Raw genomic sequence first — 15,412 nt, forward strand, 5'->3', positions numbered from 1 at the left:
CGTAGCGAGCCGCATCCGTTCGACGCTGGAAACATCGCTTGTACGGCTATCGACGCAACGGATTGTAGGTAGCGGCACTGCACGCCAGAAGCACTGCGCATGCGTTCACCGTGTTGTCCGCAGGACAACAATCGGCAATGGATGAAGAGGAGATAGTGGAAGTGCGCCGAACCCGAAGCGGCGTTCGAGCCGGCGTTGCAGCCTAGCGCGCGAATTCGGTGGTCTTCGCGGCCTCGGCCAGATAGTCGACGAACGAAGCAATACGCGCCGATATCGCCGTGTTGCGATAGTAGACCGCATTGATGGGTTGCCGCACGTCCTGCGTCTGACGCGCGAAGAGCTGCACGAGCCTGCCTTCGCGACGGTCGCGGCCTGTCATGAAGTCCGACAGGCAAACGATACCCGTGCTCTCAAGCGCGAGCTGCCGCAGCGTTTCGCCGCTCGACGACGCGACGGACGGATTGATCCGATACGGCTCGTTGTCCGCACCCACCAGCGGCCATATATTGAGCGACTCGGGCTGCGTGAATCCGAGCAGCGAGTGTCGCTCGAGATCCTCTACACGTTTCGGATGACTGTGCGCCTTCAGATATTCCGGCGTCGCCAGCACGCGGATACGGCTGCTGCCCACCGGACGGCTGTGCAGCGTCGAATCCTTGAGTCTGCCGATGCGGATGGCGACGTCGGTACGCCGTTCGAGCAGATCGATGATGCCTTCGTTGCTGTTCAACTCCAGTTCGACCTGCGGATAACGCTCGCGATAACCCGCTACGAGCGGCACGATCACGTGAAGCATGAACGGCGTGGCGGCATCGACGCGCAAACGCCCCGAAGGCCGCTCGCGCCGCGCCGCGAGTTGTTCTTCGGCGTTCTCCACGGCGTCGATGATCTCGCGCGCATTCTGCAGAAATGCCTTGCCTTCTTCCGTCAGTTCCAGCCGTCGCGTGGTCCGGCGTAACAGCGTGGTCTGCAGCTTCTCCTCCAGCCGGCCCAGCGTGCGGCTCGCACCCGACACGGTCTGCTCCAGCTGTTCGGCTGCGGCCGTGATCGAGCCCGTATCGACCACCGTCGCAAAGGTCTGCAATTCGTCGAGGGTAACTTTCATACTTGATCTGAAATCAAAAGTGTTTCCTTTATAGACCAGTTTTTCTGCAAAAGTAAAGCCGGCACACTGCGTCCATCCGTTCAAGCTTCCTGATAGACGACCATGCCACTTGCCCTATTTGCGCTCACGCTCAGCGCCTTTGCAATCGGTACGACCGAATTCGTGATCGTCGGACTCATCCCGACGATCGCCGCCGACCTCGGCGTCAATCTTCCTTCTGCGGGACTGCTCGTCAGTCTGTACGCGTTGAGCGTCGCCGTCGGCGCGCCGCTCCTGACTGCCCTCACGGGACGCGTGCCGCGCAAGACCTTGCTGATTGCGCTGATGGCGCTTTTCACGATCGGCAATCTGGTTGCGTGGCGCGCGCCTTCGTACGAATCGCTCGTGATTGCCCGCATTCTGACGGGGCTCGCACACGGCGTGTTCTTCTCGGTCGGTTCGATCATCGCGACGACGCTCGTGCCGAAAGACAAGTCCGCGAGCGCCATTGCGACGATGTTCAGCGGCATGACCGTCGCGTTCGTCGCCGGCATTCCGCTGGGCACGTTCATCGGTCAGCACTTCGGATGGCGCGCGACGTTCCTCGTAGTGGCGCTGTTCGGCGTGATCGCGATGCTCGGCGCGCTGCTCTTCATGCCGAACAACCTGCCGCACAAACGCCCTGCGCCGCTGCTTCAGCAGGCTCGCGTGATTGCGCATCCTCGCCTGCTGCTGGTGTACGCGATGACGGCCGTCGGTTATGGCGGCTCGCTGATCGCCTTCACGTTCATGGCGCCGATTCTCGAACAGATCGCGGGATTCACGCCGTCGCAGGTCAGCCTGGTGCTCGTTGCGTATGGCGTGTCCGTTGCTGTCGGCAACGTGTATGGCGGCAAGCTCGCCGATGCGCTCGGCCCCATCAAGGCGCTTAAACGCATCTTCCTGCTGCTCGCGGCCGTGCTGCTCGTGTTCACGTTCACGTCGCACAACGCATGGCTCGCGGTCCTGACGATGCTCGCGTGGGGCGCTGTCGCGTTCGGCAACGTGCCCGGCCTTCAGGTCTATGTGGTCAAGCAGGCGCAGCAGGTCGCGCCGCAGGCAACGGATGTCGCATCGGGCTTCAACATCGCTGCGTTCAACCTTGGCGTTGCGGGCGGCTCATCGCTCGGCGGCGTGATCGTCGCGCATCTCGGACTGCACCACACGCCATGGATCGCCGCCGTCGTCACGCTGCTCGCTTTCGCGCTGACAGCCTTGAGCGGCCGCCTCGATCGCCGTGCGGGCATACCCGAGCGCACGGCCGAAGCCATCGCAGTGACGCACTAACTCGCATTCGAACGCATTCAAACTGGAGAACATGACCATGCATTCCATTCCCGCATTCGGCCTCGGCACGTTTCGCCTGCAAGGCCAGGTCGTTATCGGCTCCGTGCGCAGCGGTCTCGAACTGGGCTATCGCACCATCGACACTGCGCAGATCTACGGCAATGAAGCCGAAGTCGGCGAAGCGATCGCTGCATCGGGCGTCGCGCGCGACGAGCTGTTCCTGACGACGAAGATCTGGGTCGACAACTACTCACGCAGCAAGCTCGTTCCGAGCCTCAAGGAGAGCCTGACGAAACTGCGCACGGATCGCGTCGACCTCACGCTGATTCACTGGCCCGCGCCTGACAACGGCGTGCCGCTCGAAGAATTCATGAGCGCACTCGCGGATGCGAAGGCGCAAGGGCTCACGCGCCAGATCGGCATTTCGAACTTCAATATCGATCTGACGAAGCAAGCCATCGCCGTCGTCGGCAAAGAGAACATCGCGACCAATCAGATCGAACTGAGCCCGTATCTGCAGAACCGCAAGCTTGTCGAATTCCTCGCTGAACAGGGCATTCACGTCACGTCGTACATGACGCTCGCGTACGGCAAGGTGCTGAACGATCCCGTCATCGGACAGATCGCGAAGCGTCACGAGGCGACACCCGCGCAAGTCGCGCTCGCCTGGGCGCTGCAACGGGGCTACTCGGTGATCCCGTCGTCGACGAAGCGCGAGAACCTCGCGAGCAACCTGCTCGCGCAACAACTCGTGCTGACGGCCGACGACATGGCGCAAATCGCCGCGCTGGAGCGCAACGGACGCGAAGTGAGTCCCGAAGGTCTTGCCCCCGTATGGGACTGAACGGACGCTGCAAACGCAACATGCAACAAAGGAACATCATGCGAATCGACATCCCCTCACACATCGGCTTCGGCACTGCGCCGCTCGGCAACATGTATCGCGACATCCCGAACGATGAAGCCATCGCCACGGTACGCGCCGCCTGGGACAGCGGCATCCGCTATTTCGACGCCGCGCCGCTCTATGGCGCCGGCCTGGCAGAGCTTCGGCTCGGCGAAGCGCTGTCGGCTTTTCCGCGCGATGCGTACCTGATCGGCACCAAGGTCGGACGCCTGATCCTCGACGAGCACGAATCGACCGCACAGCGCGATCTCGGCGAAAAAGGCGGTCTCTTCGAGCATGGGCTGCCGAACCGGATCGTCTACGACTACACGGAATCGGGCACGCTGCGTTCGATCGAAGAGAGCCTCGCACGTCTGCGCACTGATCGCCTCGACTATGTGTGGATCCACGACCCGGCCGTCGATTTCCACGGCGAGCAATGGCGCGATGTGTTCGCCGTCGCGATGTCGGGCGCGGCGAAAGCGCTCACGCGTCTGCGTGAAGAAGGCGTCATCAAGGCGTGGGGACTCGGTGTGAATCGTGTTGACCCGTGCGTGCTTGCACTCGAACAGGCCGATCCCGATGGCTTTCTTCTGGCGGGCCGCTATACGTTGCTCGATCACGCCGCGGCGCTCGAAAAGCTGATGCCCGCTTCAGCCGAGCGTGGGCTCGGGATCGTGATCGGCGGCCCGTACAACTCGGGCCTGCTGGCGGGCGGCACGCATTACGAGTATCAGAAGGCGCCGCAGACCATGATCGAGCGCGTCGAGCGGATCAAGGCCATCTGCGCCCGCTTCGGCGTGGACATTCGCGCCGTCGCATTGCAGTTCTCGCTGGCGCATCCCGCCGTGGCGGGCATCATTCCAGGTGCGAGCCGACCCGAGCGCATCGCGGAAAATCGCGCACTTGCCGCGCAGACGATTCCCGGCGAACTGTGGAGCGCGTTGAAGTCGGCGGGTGTCATCGGTCAGTACGCGCCGACGCCCGTTATCTGATGCTGCGGAGACGCATATGACCAACGTCAGCGTATCAGTGGAAATTGCGGCGTCTGCGCAAGCGGTGTGGTCGGTGGTCGGCGACTTCAACGGCTTGCCCCGCTGGCTCGAACTCGTCCCCGCATCGCGACTGACGGACGACGGACGCGTTCGGCATCTCGAAGCCATCAATGGCGCATCGATCGTCGAAAGACTGCTCGATCACAGCGACGAGCGCATGCAGTATCTCTACACGATTCTGGAAGGCCCCGATCCTGTGACGGATTACACGGCCTCGCTGTCGTTGCGCGAACTCGACGCGCATCGGACGACGGTGACATGGGCAAGCCGTTTCGAGCCGAATGATCCGAACGAAGCGGACTCGCTCGCCGCGCATTATGAAGCGCTTTACCGCGCCGGACTGACTCGCCTCAAGGAACTTCTGGAGACGCCCCGTCGCTGAAACGCGCCATGTATGCATGTGCCAATTCGAATGGCGCGTGCATTTTTCGAAATGCCGCAGGCGCTCGGCGCGCAAGCTAAGGCTGCCGGTCAAGGTCGTCGTCTTCGACAACAGCGTGCTCGGTTTTGTATCGATGGAACTGAAGGCGAGCGGCTATCTCGACACGAACGTCGATCTCAGCAAGACCGATTTCGCCGCAATTGCCAACGGTGCGGGCATCTTCAGCATTCGTGTCGAGATCTCGGAGCAGGTGGGCGCTGCACTGAAGGCAGCGTTCGCGCACGACTCACGGGCCGTCGTCGATGTCGTGACAGCGAAGCAGGCTCGCTATGCCGCCCAAGATCGAGCTGGCCCCCGCCCAGGGCTTCCGCGATTCTCAACGGACGCGGCGACGAAATCGTCGAACTCGCGCGGACCAACTTCCGCTGACGCAGCGAGCTTCGGCGCGCCGCCCTTCGCATGCTAACGCTGGCGGCCACCGAAGTTCGGCATCGTTCCATTGACGCGAGCACGCCGCAATTCGGCGACGACCTCGGCGCGCGTCTTCGGCCGTCCGTTCGAAACGACGGCCATATGTTTGCGCTGACCCCGCAGCGATTTCACATGACTCGTTCCGTGCGAAGCAACCTGCCTGGTTCGGGCGGTTCTTTCCTGAGTACGATCCGTTCCGCCTGTCTCCCCCGCGACGGAAGGCTGCGTATTGACGTTGTCGGCAACGGCAGCAAGCATCGTCGTGTGCGCCGCTTTCAATTCGCGCGCACGCAATTCCTGCTGAAGCGCCAAAGCCTGCGGAAGATCGCTGTGGACCGCGAGCACTTCATCGAGCAGAACCTTTGCAGCCGTCAGATCGTTGCGTTGCAGATTGTCGCTGACCGACTGAAGGACGAAGGCGATGTCGGCGTCGGATGTGTCGTCGCGAGACGCGACGACAGACGGCACATCATTGACGGGAGGCGGCGCGTTCTGCGGATCGTCCGTCGCCGAAACGTCATCGTGATGGAACGGCCAGAGGTCGGATAGCGCGTTCGACTCGATATGCAGCACGACTGCCCCGAGCGCCAGACCGCCCATCACGATGCAGCCCGCCAGCGCCCTTTTGTCGAAACGACCATTCACCGTTTCCCTCCTTTACATGATCGAAAGGCGCATACGTGCTGATCCAAGGGGCGCGGTCTAAGAACGAGCCTCCGAAACGAAATCGCGAGCAAGAGCGATGCCAGCATGCGCGTCTCTCGCGAATCGCGACATGAGATGAGTTCGCAAGTCAGATGACGATATCGCGCGTCAAGCGCACTTCCATCAGCGATACGCCGCCAATCTCGATGTTCCTGGCGAAGCCATCGCGCGCGAATCCTCGCCGTGCATAGAAGGCGCATGCTGCCGCGTTGTCATTCAGCACCCAGAGGGCGATATGCGCATAACCTTCGACGTGAAGCATTTCGCACGCGGCCGTCATCAGCGCAGTGCCGATACCACGATTCCAGCATGCCGATGCAACGTAGATCGCCTCGATTTCCGCGCAACGCGCATCGAGGTCTGCGTCGCGTGCAGGACCGAACGCGACCCAGCCCGCTATTGCGTCGTTCACAATGGCAACGAGCACGCGCGGCGCACCGGCAAGCAGCGCGCTTCTCCACTTTTCCGCACGGGAGTGCGGATCGAGCCTGGCGAGGTACGCGACCGGCAGCAACGCTTCGTAGGCGGCTCGCCAGGCTGCGACGTGAACCGTGGCGATTCCATCTGCGTCGTCGGCTGTCGCAAGTCTGATATGCATATGATTCGACACCTACGTTTTGGCCTTGAAATACAAGCGCTGTCGTTTTCCGCCGGTTTCCAGGCGCATGAGCGACAACCCGGCGCCCCGCATATCAGCACACTCTACTCGATGATTTTGCCTGACGTCGCGCGGCCGCTTGCGGTTCGTGTCCGCATCGTTCGATGACGCGGCGTTCCGAAGCCCACTGGCGCCCGATGACCTGACCGGCCTATGCCCGGTCTGATGCCTGTCGCATGTCGCGGGTCCGCCAAGCACTCAGGAGTGTGTCAATTGAGCCAGTCGAAAGCGCGCACCACACGGCGCCATTCTTCGAGCGCATCCCTCACGCTTGACGACATTACGATCGTTGATCACTCACTGCTCAAGCGTGCCGTCGGCGCCATGGCGCTCGGCAACGCGATGGAATGGTTCGACTTCGGCGTGTACAGCTACATCGCCGTCACCCTCGGCAAAGTGTTCTTCCCGTCGAGCAGCCCGTCGGCGCAGTTGATCGCGACCTTCGGCACGTTCGCGGCCGCGTTCCTCGTGCGCCCGATCGGCGGCATGGTGTTCGGGCCGCTCGGCGACCGGATCGGCCGGCAACGCGTACTCGCGATGACGATGATCATGATGGCCGTCGGCACGTTCGCGATCGGTCTGATTCCGAGCTACGGCTCGATCGGCATTTTCGCGCCCGCGCTGCTGCTTGTCGCGCGTCTCGTGCAGGGCTTTTCGACAGGTGGCGAATACGGCGGTGCGGCGACCTTCATTGCCGAGTTCGCGACGGACCGCCGTCGCGGCTTCGCGGGCAGCTTCCTCGAGTTCGGCACGCTGGTCGGTTATATCCTCGGTGCGGGTACGGTGGCCGTGTTGACGGCTTCGCTGTCGCAGGAAGCACTGCTGTCGTGGGGCTGGCGTGTGCCGTTCTTCATCGCGGGTCCACTGGGTCTGGTCGGCCTGTACATCCGGATGAAGCTCGAAGAAACGCCTGCGTTCAAGAAAGAAGCGGAAGCGCGTGAAGCCGACGAGAAGTCGCGTCCGAAGCAGAGCTTCATGGAACTGCTCGCGCAGCAGTGGAAGCCGCTGCTGCAATGCGTCGGCCTCGTGCTGATCTTCAACGTGACCGACTACATGGCGCTGTCGTATCTGCCGAGCTATCTGTCGGCGACACTGCACTTCAACGAATCGCACGGTCTGTTCCTCGTGCTGGCTGTGATGGTGCTGATGATGCCGATGACGCTCTACGCGGGCCATCTGTCGGACAAGATCGGCCGCAAGCCTGTGATGCTGCTCGGCTGCGTGGGTCTGTTCGTGCTGTCGATTCCGGCGCTGCTGCTAATCCGTACGGGCGCCGTGCTGCCCGTGTTCAGCGGCCTGCTGATTCTCGGCGCATTGTTGTCGACGTTCACGGGTGTGATGCCGTCGTCGCTGCCCGCCCTCTTCCCGACGAAGATCCGCTACGGCGCGCTGGCGATCGGCTTCAACGTGTCGGTATCGCTGTTCGGCGGCACGACGCCGCTCGTCGCCGCGTGGCTCGTCGACCGCACCGGCAACGCGATGATGCCTGCGTACTACCTGATGGGCGCGTCGATAATCGGCATCGTCTCCGTGCTCGCATTGCGCGAGACGGCTCGCAAGCCCCTGCTCGGCTCGGGCCCGTGCGTCGCGACGCGCGCTGAAGCGCTGAGCCTGATACGTGCGGCCGGAAATACCCAACCGTCGAAGAAGCGTCTGGCGCTAGTCCGGGAACGTGCATAGCGAAAGCGGCACGCCGGTCGTCAATACGTGTAGCTGCCGATCACCTGCCGGACCTTTCTCAGCGATTCGCGAAGCACATCGAGTTCGACGGAACCCAACGCGAGGCGCACCGCATGCGGCACATGATGCGAAGTCGCATATGGCTCGGCAGTCGAAACGGAGATGTGCTCGCGCATCAGTGCTGCGGCAACCTGATCGGCGCGCACTTCTTCCGACAGCGGAAGCCACACGAAATACGATGCGGGATGACGAACGCAGCGCAGGCCGGCAAGCACGTCGGCGGCCATCGCCTGGCGGATCTTCGCGTCACGACGCTTCTCCGTTTCCAGCCGCTTGACGGTTCCATCGTCCAGCCACGCGCAGGCGATCGCGGTCATCACGCCCGGCGTGTTCCAGGTCGTCGCGCGGATCGCCTGTTCGATCGCCTTCATCGACTCCGGCGGCGCAACGACGAACCCGACGCGCAACCCGGTCGCCACGTTCTTCGATAATCCCGACACGTAGACGGTCGTCTCAGGCGCAAGCGCGGCCAGCGGTGCAGGCGGCTTGTCGACGAGGAACGCGTAAGCCGCATCCTCGATGATCAGCAGCCCGTGCCGGCGCGCAATCGACACCAGTTGCTTGCGACGATGCGCGCTCATCACCCAGCCGAGCGGATTGTGCATCGTGGGCATCACATACACGGCTCGTACGCGGCGGCTTTTGCACAGACGTTCGAGTGCATCGAGATCGGGTCCTTGTGCGGCGGCTGGAACAGACGCCAATTCAAGGCCGAACGTGTCGGCCAGCACCTTGAAGCCAGGATAGGTCAATGCGTCCACGGCTACCACGTCGCCGGGACGCAGCAACGCCATCACCGTCGCAGCCAGCCCGGCCTGCGCGCCGTTCACGAGCGACACCCGCTCCCAACCCACGTCGAGCCCACGGCACGCCAGATGCCGGGCAACAGCCGCGCGCTCGTGCTGACGTCCGCCGTGGGGCTGATAGCGCAGCAGGCTTTCCAGATCGCCGGATGCAGCGAGTTGCCGCAACGCCGCGCGCAACAGATCGGCCTGACCGGGCAGCGCCGGATAGTTGAAGTTGAGATCGACCATGCCCGCCGCGAGCACGAACTGATCGATGCCTTGCCTGGGCGGCAAAGAAATCTCGCGAACGAACGTACCGCGTCCCGTCTCGCCGCTGACGAGGCCCATCGCCGCGAGTTCGGCATAGACGCGCGTCGCCGTGACGAGCGCGAGGCCATTCTTCGCAGCAAGCTCACGATGCGTCGGCAGACGCGTGCCCGCAGGCAGCCTGCCCGAGCGGATATCCGCGGCATACGCATCGACGAGCGCCTTGTACCGGAGTTGAGCCATACGCAGATGTATCCATGACAATTATTTGATTGTAATGCTGCCTGCGCCTAGCATCTGTTCACCCCACACCTCATCGGGAGGACCATCATGCATATCGCCATTCTGACGTTCGAAGGCTTCAATGAACTCGATTCGTTCATTGCACTCGGCGTTCTCAACCGCATCAGAAAGCCGGACTGGCGCGTGTCGATTGCAACGCCGGCAACGCGTGTCACATCGATGAATGGCGTGACCATTGAAGGGCAGATTTCCTTGCGTGAAGCGAATGCAGCGGATGCCGTGCTCGTCGGCAGCGGGAAGCTGACGCGAGATGTCGTCGCCGATCCCGCATTGATGTCGCAGATGCAGTTCGATCCGTCGCGTCAGCTGTTGGGCGCGCAGTGTTCCGGCACGCTCGTGCTGGCGAAACTGGGGCTGCTCGATGGTGTGTCCGCCTGCACCGATCTCACCACGAAACCTTGGGTCGAAGAAGCCGGCGTGGACGTGCTGAATCAGCCGTTCGTTGCGCGTGGCAACGTCGCGACGGCCGGCGGATGTCTTGCTTCGCACTATCTTGCGGCATGGGTGATTGCGCGCCTCGAAGGTATCGACGCGGCGGCGAACGCCATTCACTACGTCGCACCCGTCGGCGAAAAAGAGGACTACGTCGCGCGCGCGATGCGCAACATCACGCCGTTTCTGCACGAAGCGAGCGCAGCCGTTTGAGGCGCATTTTCTAAACCACTCGTTGCGTGTGCATCATCGGAATAGCGACACGTTTTCGACCTCAAACGACACCGGAAAAGTCGCGAAAAATATTTATCGATTCCCTCGCCGGAACTGCTCAAGGCGGCACGATATCAGCCGACAACCAACGTAATCCTCGGCGCGCATCGACTGATTTTCAGCACGCAAGCGAGACGTTATCGGGACGCAGTTCGACATTGGCAGAGGTCATGGTGAAGCTTACGGGTTCGATCGCTTTCAAGTTCAGCGCGGCATCGGGCGCTGCACTCGCAGTCACGGTTCTCCTTCTCACTTCGGTCGGGGCACTGAACGTGCGTCACCAGGCTGTCGACGAGTTCGAGCAGTCCAGTCACGCGCGCATCGTCCAGGCAGACGAATCGCTCGATGTGAACTTCAAGGATGTCGAACAGAACCTCACGTATCTCACGCAAACCGCCCAACTGAAAGCAGCCGATCAGAGCATCACCGACTATCTGAATCACGGCGGCCAGATGACGCCGGACAAGAACGGCGAAATCGAAAAGACGATCTTCGCGTTGCTCAAGGATTTCGGCGATACGCATCCCAACATGCGCTATCTGGACATCGGCACGCGTTGGGGCGGTTACGTGCAATGGCCGATCGAAAGCCTCAACGGCGAGCACTACGATCCGCGCGTGCGTCCTTGGTATCAGCTGGCGATGACGGCACCCGACCGCGTCGTGCGTCCTGCGCCGTATCTCAGTGCGGCGGGTTCGGGCGGCGCAATCATTTCGTTCGCGCGCGTCGTGAAGGACAGCAAGGGCGAGATTCTCGGCGTACTCGAAGGCGACATTTCACTCGACGACTTTGCGCGGCTCACCAGTGGCATCCAGTTCGGCAAATCAGGTTATCTGCTCGTGACGGACAGCAGCGGCAAAGTGCTCATCGATCCGCGCGAGAAGAAACACGAGTTCAAGGAACTGAAGGGCCTGGGCGGCGGCTACGAACAACTGTCGAGCGCTGCCGACGGACTCGTCCGCATCCAGATGGACGGCGTCGAGTATCAGTCGTTCGTCTATACGTCGCCAAAAAATGGCTGGAAGTACTATGCGCTCGTACCCGCGTCGGAAATGATGGCGGCTGCCAATCGCCTCACATGGACGCTGATCGCGATGGGACTGCTGGTGCTCGTCGTGGCCGTGCTGATCATGGTCGCATTGGGACGCAGGATGACCGATCCGATCCGTAATCTCGCCAACTCGATGCATGAAATCGCAGCCGGCGACGGCGACATGACGCGTCGTCTGCCGCAGTTGAGCAACGACGAAGTCGGTCATCTCGCGAAGCAGTTCAACGCGTTCGTCGAAAAGCTGCATGGCGTTCTGCTGAAAGTGATGACCAACAGCCGTCATCTCGAACTCGCCGCAAGCGAAGTGTCGGCGGGCAATCTCGATCTGTCGTCCCGAACCGAGCAACAGGCGGCATCGATCCAGCAAACGGCGGCCAGCATGGAAGAACTGGCGGGCACCGTGCGCGGCACCGCCGATCAGGCGAAGAACGCCAACGCCGTCGCTTCGGGCGCCGTGGAAGTGGCGCGGCGCGGCAACGACGCCGTGTCGGCGGCGGCGAAAACGATGAATACCGCCGTCGAGCAGTCGGGGCGCATTGTCGGCATCGTCGGCATGATCGAAGGCATCGCGTTCCAGACCAACATTCTGGCGTTGAACGCCGCCGTCGAATCCGCGCGTGCGGGCGAGAGCGGCCGGGGCTTCGCCGTGGTCGCAGCCGAAGTGCGCAACCTCGCCCAGCGTTCGACGAGCGCGGCCAAAGAGATCAAGGCTTTGCTGGAAGCGTCCGTCGGCAACGTCGAGGCAGGCGCCGAACAGGTCAACCTCGCGGGCAAGACGATCGCCGAACTGACCGACGCGATTTCCAACGTCGCCACCATCACCAGCGAAATCGCCGATTCCGCTCGCGAGCAAAGCCGGGCGATCGGCGAGGTCAATCAGGCGGTCTCGCTGATGGATCAATCGACCCAGCAGAACGCGGCGCTCGTGGAAGAAATCGCCGCGGCCTCCGAATCGCTCAGCACGCAGGGCAAGGATCTGAACGCGACGGTCGGGTTCTTCAAGCTGGGCGCCTGAGGCCACGGTGGTCACCGTTCTCGTTTCGAGAAGTATGAATTGACCTGGCGAGGGATTCTGCTGCAAGCGGCACATCCCTAGACTTCGTTCTCGAGTGATCTGGATATCCCAGTCACATCCGACCGAAGGAAATCGCCATGAAGCTGTACTACCATCCGCTGTCCGGCCACTCGCATCGTGCGCGGCTGTTTCTGTCGCTGCTCGGCATCGAGCATCAACTGGTCGAAGTCGACCTGGCCGCTGCCGAGCACAAATCGGCCGAATTCTTGCAGTTGAACCGCTTCGGACAGCTGCCCGTCCTGGTCGACGGCGACATCAATATCGCCGATTCGAACGCGATTCTGGTGTACGTCGCCCGCAAGTTCGGCAAGACCGAATGGCTGCCGCAAACGCCCGCGCTCGAAGCGGCCGTGCAACGCTGGCTGTCCGTCGCGGCGGGCGAGATCGCGTTCGGCCCGGCCGCCGCGCGACTCATCACGGTATTCGGCGCAAAATACAACGCCGAGGAACTGATTGCGCGCGCGCATCGCATCCTCAAGCTGATCGACGAAGAGCTGGCCGGGCGCGAATACATCGCGCAGGATCATCCGACGATTGCCGACGTCGCGCTCTACAGCTACATCGCGCGTGCGCCCGAAGGCAACGTCGATCTGTCCTTCTACCCGAACGTCGACGCGTGGCTGCGCCGTATCGAAGCGCTGCCGGGCTTTGTCGAGTTCCAGAAGACGCCTGTCGGACTCGCCGCCAACGGCTGATCGCGTGAATCAACCGTAGTCGTCGGGAAGCGCAATGCGTGGCTTCCCTCTTCCCCAAGCTCGGGAGACGGATCATGAACACGGTATCGACGGACCATGGGTCGCTCTGGCATGCGGGCGAAGTCGCGCTGCAGGAAAAGGTCGGCGTGGTCGAGAAGATGCGGGAGGTCGGACGCCGGGTGGTGCGCGACTATATGCCGGACCAGCATCGCACGTTCTATCGGCAGTTGCCGTTCATCGTTGCCGGCGCGGTCGCCGATGACGGCGATGCGTGGGCGACGTTCGTTGCGGGCCAGCCCGGCTTCATGCACTCGCCGACCGGCAAGGTCCTGCACGTCGACCTTGCCGTCGATCCGCACGACCCCGCCGCATCGGGATTGGATGAAGGCGCGGCCATCGGTCTGCTCGGCATCGAGCTGCATACGCGTCGGCGCAATCGCATGAACGGCTTCGTGCGAAACCGGACGGCGCAGGGTTTCGACGTCGCCGTCGCGCAAAGCTTCGGCAATTGCCCGCAGTACATTCAGGCTCGCGATTTCGAATTCATTCGCGATCCCGCTGTGTTCTCCGATATCGCACCCACTGCAGTCGACGGTTTGAGCGGTCGTGCGCGCGCGATGATCGAATCAGCGGACACGTTTTTCGTCGCGTCGTACGTGGGCGATGGCGAGCACCGTCAGGTCGATGTATCGCATCGCGGCGGCAAGGCGGGCTTCGTACGCATCGGCGACGACGGCAGGCTGACCGTCCCCGACTTTGCGGGCAACCTGTTCTTCGCCACGCTCGGCAACTTCCTCGTCAACCCGCGCGCCGGACTCGTATTCGCCGACTTCGAAACGGGCGACGTGCTGCAATTGACGGGCGATGCGTCCGTCGATCTGGAATCCCCGGAAATCGCGGCGTTTCAGGGCGCGGAACGGTTGTGGCATTTCACGCCGAGGCGCATCGTCTATCGCGCAGGCGCGCTGCCGCTGCGTTGGAAGTTTCAGGCAAACGGCTGGTCGCCGAATTCGCTGATGACGGGCAGCTGGGACGAAGCAGCCAGCCGCCTGAAGGCCGCCGAACTCGCGAATGCGTGGAGGCCGTTCAAGGTGACGAACGTCGTCGACGAAAGTTCGGTGATCCGTTCGTTCCATCTCGAACCGGCGGACGGCGCGGGCCTCGTTGCACACGAAGCCGGTCAGCATCTGCCCATACGCGTGACGCTGCCCGCTCACGACAAGCCTTGCATCCGAACCTACACGCTGTCGACCGCGCCCGCCGACGGCCTCTATCGGATCAGCGTGAAGCGCGAAGGATCGGTGTCTTCGCATCTGCACGACACGCTGAAGATCGGCAGCATCGTCGAAGCGCGCGCGCCCGCAGGCCAGTTCACAATCGACGCCGCTTCGCGCCGCCCTGCCGTGCTGCTTGCGGCCGGCGTCGGCGTGACGCCGATGCTCGCGATGCTCAGGCATGTCGTCTACGAAGGGCTCCGCAAGCGGCGTGTGCGTCCGACATGGTTCTTCCATTCGGCGCGCTCGCTGAAGGAGCGTGCGTTCAGCCGAGAGATCGAACGGCTCGCCGTGTCCGCGAATGGCGCAGTGACAGTGGTGCGTGCGCTGACCGATACCGACGGTGCGCGCGAAGAGAAAGACTTCGACGTCGCGGGCCGGATCGATATCGACCTCTTGCGCGCGACCTTGCCTTTCGACGACTACGACTTCTATCTCTGCGGACCGACGGCATTCATGCAGTCGATGTACGACGGCTTGCGCGATCTCAATGTCGCCGACAACCGCATTCACGCCGAGGCGTTCGGTCCTTCCGGGTTGCAACGCAGGAAAGACGCCGCTGCGGCGACGGACCCCGTACGCGTCGCGGCGGACCAGCCTGTGCCCGTTGCGTTTGTGAAGTCGGGCAAGGAAGCGCGCTGGAGCCCCGACAGCGGATCGTTGCTGGATCTGGCGGAAGCGCGCGGACTGAATCCCGAGTTCGGCTGCCGAGGCGGCAGTTGCGGCACGTGCCGCACGCGCATCGTCGAAGGCGCCGTGGCATACGCTATCGCGCCTGAGTTCCAGGTGCCCGACGATGAAGCACTGATCTGTTGCGCCGTTCCCGCCAGTCCCGAAACGGGCGGCGGCGATCGTCTGCTGCTCGATCTGTGAGGACCGCTGCACACGATACTGCGCGGAACGCTGCTATGCTTGACGCCACCTTGCCTGCCGAGGCTTCATCCGCGGTC

General features: G+C 62.6%; 13 protein-coding genes and 1 pseudogene. 10 read left to right on the forward strand and 4 right to left on the reverse strand.

Annotated elements, in window-relative coordinates; all coding sequences use genetic code 11:
* Positions 1-202: 202 nt before the first annotated feature.
* On the reverse strand, positions 203-1,105 hold the full coding sequence (locus G3N95_RS04445; RefSeq protein ID WP_205968791.1) for a LysR substrate-binding domain-containing protein: 903 nt from the start codon (positions 1,103-1,105) through the stop codon (positions 203-205).
* Between the two features lie 102 nt (positions 1,106-1,207).
* On the opposite strand from G3N95_RS04445, the gene G3N95_RS04450 reads away from it, so the two are divergent.
* From G3N95_RS04450 to G3N95_RS04470, 5 genes and pseudogenes are all read left to right on the forward strand, one after another.
* Complete coding sequence (locus G3N95_RS04450) at positions 1,208-2,410, forward strand: MFS transporter (RefSeq protein WP_205968792.1); 1,203 nt, start codon at positions 1,208-1,210, stop codon at positions 2,408-2,410.
* A 37-nt stretch (positions 2,411-2,447) separates the two neighbouring features.
* Positions 2,448-3,254, forward strand: coding sequence for a 2,5-didehydrogluconate reductase DkgB (gene dkgB, locus G3N95_RS04455; protein ID WP_205969036.1), 807 nt, complete (start codon positions 2,448-2,450; stop codon positions 3,252-3,254).
* A gap of 38 nt (positions 3,255-3,292) precedes the next feature.
* On the forward strand, positions 3,293-4,291 hold the full coding sequence (locus tag G3N95_RS04460) for an aldo/keto reductase (protein WP_205968793.1): 999 nt from the start codon (positions 3,293-3,295) through the stop codon (positions 4,289-4,291).
* A gap of 16 nt (positions 4,292-4,307) precedes the next feature.
* Positions 4,308-4,733 carry an SRPBCC family protein gene (locus G3N95_RS04465; protein WP_205968794.1) on the forward strand — a complete coding sequence of 142 codons (426 nt, stop codon included), beginning with the start codon at positions 4,308-4,310 and terminating at the stop codon, positions 4,731-4,733.
* Positions 4,734-4,797: 64 nt separating this feature from the next.
* Positions 4,798-5,162, forward strand: a pseudogene (locus tag G3N95_RS04470) (thiamine pyrophosphate-dependent enzyme); the annotation flags it as partial.
* Positions 5,163-5,195: 33 nt separating this feature from the next.
* Here G3N95_RS04470 and G3N95_RS04475 read toward each other — a convergent pair.
* Both G3N95_RS04475 and G3N95_RS04480 read right to left on the reverse strand, forming a co-directional pair.
* On the reverse strand, positions 5,196-5,849 hold the full coding sequence (locus tag G3N95_RS04475; protein ID WP_205968795.1) for a DUF4148 domain-containing protein: 654 nt from the start codon (positions 5,847-5,849) through the stop codon (positions 5,196-5,198).
* A 148-nt stretch (positions 5,850-5,997) separates the two neighbouring features.
* The gene (locus G3N95_RS04480; RefSeq protein ID WP_205968796.1) at positions 5,998-6,507 is read right to left on the reverse strand and encodes a GNAT family N-acetyltransferase; all 510 of its coding nucleotides are present in this window, start codon (positions 6,505-6,507) and stop codon (positions 5,998-6,000) included.
* Between the two features lie 273 nt (positions 6,508-6,780).
* Here G3N95_RS04480 and proP point away from each other — a divergent pair, with 273 nt between their 5' ends.
* Positions 6,781-8,247: a glycine betaine/L-proline transporter ProP gene (proP, locus tag G3N95_RS04485; RefSeq protein WP_205968797.1), complete on the forward strand. Its 1,467-nt coding sequence runs from the start codon at positions 6,781-6,783 to the stop codon at positions 8,245-8,247.
* 20 nt (positions 8,248-8,267) lie between these two features.
* Here the strand turns inward: proP and G3N95_RS04490 are convergent, their stop codons facing one another.
* Complete coding sequence (locus G3N95_RS04490; protein ID WP_205968798.1) at positions 8,268-9,602, reverse strand: PLP-dependent aminotransferase family protein; 1,335 nt, start codon at positions 9,600-9,602, stop codon at positions 8,268-8,270.
* 87 nt (positions 9,603-9,689) lie between these two features.
* Between G3N95_RS04490 and G3N95_RS04495 the strand changes: the two genes are divergently transcribed.
* From G3N95_RS04495 to G3N95_RS04510, 4 genes are all read left to right on the forward strand, one after another.
* Positions 9,690-10,307, forward strand: a complete 618-nt coding sequence (locus G3N95_RS04495; RefSeq protein ID WP_205968799.1) for a DJ-1/PfpI family protein — start codon at positions 9,690-9,692, stop codon at positions 10,305-10,307.
* Positions 10,308-10,540: 233 nt separating this feature from the next.
* On the forward strand, positions 10,541-12,433 hold the full coding sequence (locus tag G3N95_RS04500) for a methyl-accepting chemotaxis protein (RefSeq protein WP_205969037.1): 1,893 nt from the start codon (positions 10,541-10,543) through the stop codon (positions 12,431-12,433).
* A 137-nt stretch (positions 12,434-12,570) separates the two neighbouring features.
* Positions 12,571-13,188 (forward strand): glutathione S-transferase, encoded by a 618-nt coding sequence (locus G3N95_RS04505; protein WP_205968800.1) that lies wholly within the window; start codon positions 12,571-12,573, stop codon positions 13,186-13,188.
* 74 nt (positions 13,189-13,262) lie between these two features.
* Positions 13,263-15,335, forward strand: a complete 2,073-nt coding sequence (locus G3N95_RS04510; RefSeq protein ID WP_205968801.1) for a pyridoxamine 5'-phosphate oxidase family protein — start codon at positions 13,263-13,265, stop codon at positions 15,333-15,335.
* Positions 15,336-15,412 lie beyond the last annotated feature (77 nt).

This window comes from Paraburkholderia sp. Tr-20389 (genome assembly GCF_017104565.1).
Lineage (GTDB): Bacteria > Pseudomonadota > Gammaproteobacteria > Burkholderiales > Burkholderiaceae > Paraburkholderia.